At 55.8% G+C, this 5,383-nt stretch carries 5 protein-coding genes and 2 pseudogenes; 1 reads left to right on the top strand and 6 read right to left on the bottom strand.

All coding sequences use genetic code 11. The annotated features are described in order from the left end of the window. From ACP7E4_RS30245 to tnpA, 5 genes and pseudogenes are all read right to left on the bottom strand, one after another. Positions 1 to 143: pseudogene (locus ACP7E4_RS30245) on the bottom strand (IS5/IS1182 family transposase); the annotation flags it as partial. A 1,185-nt stretch (positions 144 to 1,328) separates the two neighbouring features. Next, positions 1,329 to 1,514 carry a hypothetical protein gene (locus ACP7E4_RS30240; protein ID WP_426119914.1) on the bottom strand — a complete coding sequence of 62 codons (186 nt, stop codon included), beginning with the start codon at positions 1,512 to 1,514 and terminating at the stop codon, positions 1,329 to 1,331. A gap of 780 nt (positions 1,515 to 2,294) precedes the next feature. Then, entirely contained in the window at positions 2,295 to 3,899 is a 1,605-nt protein-coding gene (gene tnpC, locus ACP7E4_RS30235) for an IS66 family transposase (protein ID WP_426119916.1), read from the bottom strand. A gap of 61 nt (positions 3,900 to 3,960) precedes the next feature. Then, positions 3,961 to 4,296: an IS66 family insertion sequence element accessory protein TnpB gene (tnpB, locus tag ACP7E4_RS30230; RefSeq protein WP_426119918.1), complete on the bottom strand. Its 336-nt coding sequence runs from the start codon at positions 4,294 to 4,296 to the stop codon at positions 3,961 to 3,963. Then, the gene (tnpA, locus tag ACP7E4_RS30225) at positions 4,293 to 4,610 is read right to left on the bottom strand and encodes an IS66-like element accessory protein TnpA (RefSeq protein ID WP_426119919.1); all 318 of its coding nucleotides are present in this window, start codon (positions 4,608 to 4,610) and stop codon (positions 4,293 to 4,295) included. Before tnpA ends, tnpB begins: the two co-directional genes overlap by 4 nt. A 100-nt stretch (positions 4,611 to 4,710) precedes the next feature. On the opposite strand from tnpA, the pseudogene ACP7E4_RS30220 reads away from it, so the two are divergent. Then, a pseudogene (locus ACP7E4_RS30220) lies at positions 4,711 to 4,800 on the top strand (transposase domain-containing protein); the annotation flags it as partial. Positions 4,801 to 4,845: 45 nt separating this feature from the next. Here the strand turns inward: ACP7E4_RS30220 and ACP7E4_RS30215 are convergent. Beyond that, complete coding sequence (locus ACP7E4_RS30215) at positions 4,846 to 5,073, bottom strand: DUF2845 domain-containing protein (protein ID WP_426224908.1); 228 nt, start codon at positions 5,071 to 5,073, stop codon at positions 4,846 to 4,848. Between the last annotated feature and the right edge of the window lie 310 nt (positions 5,074 to 5,383).

Here is a 5,383-nt window from a genome sequence, read left to right as displayed (position 1 = left end):
TAAAAATCGGCGAGATAATGGCGCAGATCGCTTAGATCGAGGCATCGATCAATGCTGCGCAGGAGGTGATTGGCTGGGATGTGATCTTCAATGTTGAACGAGTAAAACAGTCTCTCTTGCCCGCTCGACAATTGCCCCATCATGCTACGAATCCTCCCGCTGGCCGATGACCTGATTTTGCCGCAGACCAAGCAGGAGATCTACTTTTTCAACAGAATCGGCCAGAAGCAGACCGTCATAAAAGTGAAAGATCAAATTAAGCTTTAACTTCGCTCTGGACAGTGCCACACGAGACAGTGCCACATGCTTCCCGATACCGTAAATTGGACCATTAGCAATTGAGACGCTGCATAGTCGGGTGCTTCGGTGTAGCTGAAAACGAGCTTCGAATAGATGATCGGCCCGAAAGCCAGGAACTCATCAACCGGCGCATTGCAACTCGCCAAGCATTCGATTAACGGGTGCCAACTATCTTCAGAAAAAGATTTCAGTTTTCTCCTCCAGTCCAGATATTCCTGATTAAGGAATAGGTCATGAATACAGGTGGTTAATTCCTCTTCGGTCTCCTCTTCGGTTTGCTCACACACCGACTGGCCCCTCGCGAAGAGAAAAATCAGATTGAGTTACCTTCAGGGCTCGCGATAAGCGCTCATCCTCCACCCAGGCAGCATCGGTGACGCTGAACGCTTCGGAAGCGCGACCGGACATCATGGCTTGCTCTCTGGAGAGCATTTGTCCAAGGCTGCTGTTGCTTGCCCAAGACGTTTCAGACGCATCGATCACACGGCAACCGGGTCCGCTGTCGCCATTTCTCCACTCGAGGGCAACACACTCTTTCGCTGAGGTCTCCGCGCCGTCGCCCCAGCCTCTCAGGCTTACGCTCATTGCCACACCCAACTCGGGATGTGATGACGTATAGGTGCACAGGTACACCGCATAAGCGTCTCGTGATTGAATACAAAACCACGAAAAGTTCGTGTCTCATGGCCGCAGGAGTCGCAATGTCCAACGACTGCCTCTACACCGAGCTCGATCCTGAAAGCATTTGCCATCCCTGCGTTTCCTTCTATTCATTGGTCTGGAAGCATATAAAACCACCTGAACGGTCTCGCATGTCATGCGCCCCCTGAGCGCAGACGATGCCACACACCTCAAGGGATAACCTACTGCCTGGCAGCTATCAACTCAAAGCAATCATTTGAAGTCATCAATGAGACCATCACTGAGGAGCCTACCGATTTAGGCTTTTTCCTGCTTAGCATCTCTATAGAGTGAGATGCAGTCGCTGCACAATGCTTGCTGATTGCCTCACAAACCTGACGCGCGCTTCACAGCTCGACCTGGAACGCCCGGATGCCCGTCGACTCGGCAAAGCGCCCGACTGCCGCCAAACTGGCCCAGGTACGCAGCGCCTCCCGGCGTGAGCGCACCGGCAGCCAGCGCGGCCCGGCACCGCCCAGGCGAATCCACAAGGTCCATGTTTCAGCCTGCCGGCTGACCAGCACGTCGCGCACAAACCGGCGTCGTCATCGTCGTTCTGGGGGGCAGCCATTCGGATGGCGCAGGGGCCGGCCTCGAGCATGGCGCGCAGCGTTTCTTCGTGCAGGCCTTAGCCCATCAATGCAGCGCTTCCCTGGACAACGGTGGAATCTGGTTTAACAAGCGCTGCAGTTCATGCCAGGGGTGCCGACCGTACTGACTCGCCACACAGTCGGGTGCGTGCGCAAACGGTTCGTGCGCCAGGTCGATGGCCTGCGCGGCTAGGCACTGGGTGCACACCACAAAATCGCACATTAGGGTCCAGCGTCCGGACCAGCCAATCTGCCGTTCATTGAGTCGCGCACTCGCATCAAGGTAAGCGTTCAGCGATCACACCTTCCCATTGCAACTGCTGGCGCCGTTGATCGATCCCGCTATCATGCAGGGCGTAGATCACGAATGTAGATAACGCTATGCCAAGATTGTCATTCGCCGTCAGAATTTTGTTCGCATGCTGCCTTTTCATCGCAACCGCTAATCACATCCGTGCAGACGTTTCGCATGGATTGCTCTGGGACTACGGATACGGGCCTAGCACTTACTTGGCTAGCCGTATTTTCTGGGGGGCGCTTACGTTTTTTGACCCGCTTGCAGCACTGCTACTTTTCATCAAACCAAGAGCCGGAATCGTGCTTACGGTAGCGATTATTTTGGTCGACGTAACTCATAACACTTTTTACGTCGCATTGAAGCAGCAGTGGCTGGAGCCGTTCTACCTGTCCCAGGTAGCTTTTCTTATCGTAGTATTCCTACTCTCACCCATCGCTTGGAATGGCCCTATTCGAGACGTAGCGCTCACCAATCCAGTCCGAGTTTGATTCGCTCCACTTATGAGGTAGAAGCTCTTCGATCTCACTCGCCCGCTGCGTCGGCAGGCGCGTCAGAACGTCTTTCAGATAAGCATACGGATCATGCCCGTTGAGCCGCGCCGACTGGATCAAACTCATGATCGCCGCCGCCTGTTTGCCACTGCGCAGCGAACCTGCGAACAACCAATTCGAGCGTCCAAGTGCCCACGGCCTTATCTGATTTTCGACCGCGTTGTTATCGATGGGTACAGCGCCGTCTTCGAGATATCGAGTCAGGGCCGTCCAGCGCTTAAGGCTGTAATCCAGAGCTTTGGCGATAGCCGACCCTTCGGGCACAAGGTCGCGCTGGGCCATCATCCAGGTATGCAGTGCGTCGATAACGGGCGCCGCTTTTTCCTGCCGTATTCGCCAGCGATCTTCAACGGTCATCTCCCGCGCTTGCCGTTCAATTTCGTACAACCCGCCAATTGAGTGCAGCGCCTGCTCGGCCAGTTGGCTTTTGTTCGTCGCGTGCAGATCGAAAAACTTGCGGCGGGCGTGGGCCATGCAGCCGATTTCAGTGATGCCTTGCTGGAAGCTTGCTTTGTAACCGGCGAAATCATCGCAAACCAGCTTGCCATTCCATGGGCCAAGGAAGTTGCGTGTATGCTCTCCCGCACGGCTTGGACTGAAGTCATAAACGACTGCCTTGAGCGCCGAATATGGCGTAGTGCAGTAGGCCCAGACATAAGCACGATGGGTTTTTTTCTCACCAGGGGCGAGCATCTGCACCGGCGTTTTGTCAGCGTGGATCACGCTTTGAGCAAGCACTGTGTCGCGCAGCGCGTCGACCAAGGGCTGGAGCTGCACGCCGGTTTGGCCGACCCATTGCGCCAGTGTGGAACGGGCGATAGCCAGGCCGGCGCGGCCAAAGATTTTCTCTTGCCGATACAGCGGTAAATGGTCGGCGAATTTGGCCACCATCACGTGAGCGAGCAGCCCTGCGGTCGGGATGCCCTTGTCGATTACCTGGGCCGGAACCGGTGCCTGAGTCAGCGTTTCGCACTCGCGGCAGACCCACTTCCCGCGCACATGTTGCTCAACGGTGAACACGCCCGGCGTGTAATCCAGCTTCTCGCTGACGTCCTCGCCGATGCGCTGGAGCTGGCAGCCGCAGGGGCACTGGGTATTGTTGGGTTCGTGATAAATCACAGTACGCGGAAACTGCGCGGGCAAGGAAACACGCTTGGGCTGCTTGCGTGGTTCGGTCGGCGCAGCCGGCGGATTCAACGCCTTCAGCTCGGCTTCGATGGCTGCGATGTCGGTGTCGAGCAGGTCGTCGAGCAGGCTGCCTTGAGCAGGGCTCAATTGCTCACTGCGCTTGGCAAACTTGTTACGTTTGAACCAGGCGATTTCGTGAGTGAGTTGCTCAATGATGGTTTGGTCGCGATCGTTCTTTTTGCCCATCCTGTCGACTTGCTGCCCAAGAGAATCAACCTGGGACAGCAACTGCACCGCGAGGGCACGCAGTTGGTCGGGGGACATTTGGTCGAGGTTGGGTGAGGACGTCATGCCGCGAACTTTGCCAGAGCAGGCCGTTCGCGGCGATAGACCAATGGGCTAATGGCGGGTGTTAAAGCAGTGTGATTGCACCGCCAGCCCCAACGCGTTGCCAAGGTAGGCCGAGCACCAAGGCCTGAAGTTGCTCAGTATCCAGCTCCATCTCGCAGCCTTGTCGAATGCCTGGCCAGTGAAACTTGCCTTGATTCAACCTACGAGCAGCCAGCCAAACGCCAATCCCGTCATGCACCTGCACTTTCATACGAGTAGCGCGGCGGTTCGCGAACAGATAAGCGCAGTGCGGCTTCGCCGCGCCGAACACCGCAATCACCCTGGCCAGCGCAGTTTCAGTGCCGGCACGCATATCCATGGGCTCGGTGGCGAGCCAGATGGCATCGACGCGAATCATTGCGCGAGTCCACGGACAAAGCGGGCGCAGCCTTCAGGATCGGAAGTTGGCCATTTCACTGTGATCGATTGCTCGCCAAGCGGCAGCTCAATAATCGCCAACGCTTCCGCCTGCCGTTTGGGCGTAGCTCTCAACGGAACGAAAGTCGGCAACGCCGCTGGCGGCTGGTCTCGGTAAAGTGGTAGCCACTTGCGGATAACGTTGGCGTTGATGCCGTGGCTGATGGCAACGCTGGATAGGGTTGCGCCCGGTTGCAGGCATTCCTGCACAACCTGGGCCTTGAAGGGTTTCGGGTAAGAGCTTCGTTGGCGCATGGAAATCCTGACGTAAGGGCTATCGCGTCCGCTTAAAAATACGCGGACACCATCGCCCTTAATGCTGGAGTTCGGAAGGTGTGTTCGCCGGCCCCTTACTGCGTACTTGAAAGATGTACTCAACCGCCTGCCGACGCAACGGGCGAGTGAGATTTCCGAGTTGCTGCCGCATAAATGGCAACCGGTTTAGTTGCGCAAGACTGGACATACAGACGCGTGCGCTGTGACGCCTTTATCATCGCGAAACGTCGATGCTCACTAGCTTTCCATCTATGAATTTCAGCTTATAGTAGGCCCCATTTCTGGGGCCGTAGACCCAGTTTTCGACCGTCACCGCATTGGCTTTTTGACCCTGTGAAACCGCTACAGCCGGAATGATTTGCCGGTCTGAAGGAGTACCACATTGTCTTTCTACATCTGACGTGGTGTCGCCTTCAGAAACTAGACCGGTGTTACACCGCATGTCTGCGAACGCGGAGGATTGGCCGGCAATCATCGCTAGAGCCAATGAGCACGCTAGATAAAGTCGTTTGCCTGATTCCCGAATACTCATTTAATTTCGCTTCTGCCAAAAGTCACATCTAGGATTGGTTGCAATCAAGCCTATCATCAAGAGACAGAGCGGTGAATGTGAGCGTGTTGCCCGGACGGTTACCCCTTTTCCCTACTGAATGGGAGCTGAATACTCTTAAGCGTGACGCTCGAAAGCGAGCCTCGTAGACTGGCTCCTCAGAAATGAATGAAGTACGGCAAATCTAATATAGGAATACGAG

Origin of the sequence: Pseudomonas sp. DSP3-2-3 (assembly GCF_049898225.1) — a bacterium.
GTDB lineage: Bacteria > Pseudomonadota > Gammaproteobacteria > Pseudomonadales > Pseudomonadaceae > Aquipseudomonas.
This window is presented reverse-complemented; position numbering and strand designations above follow the sequence as displayed.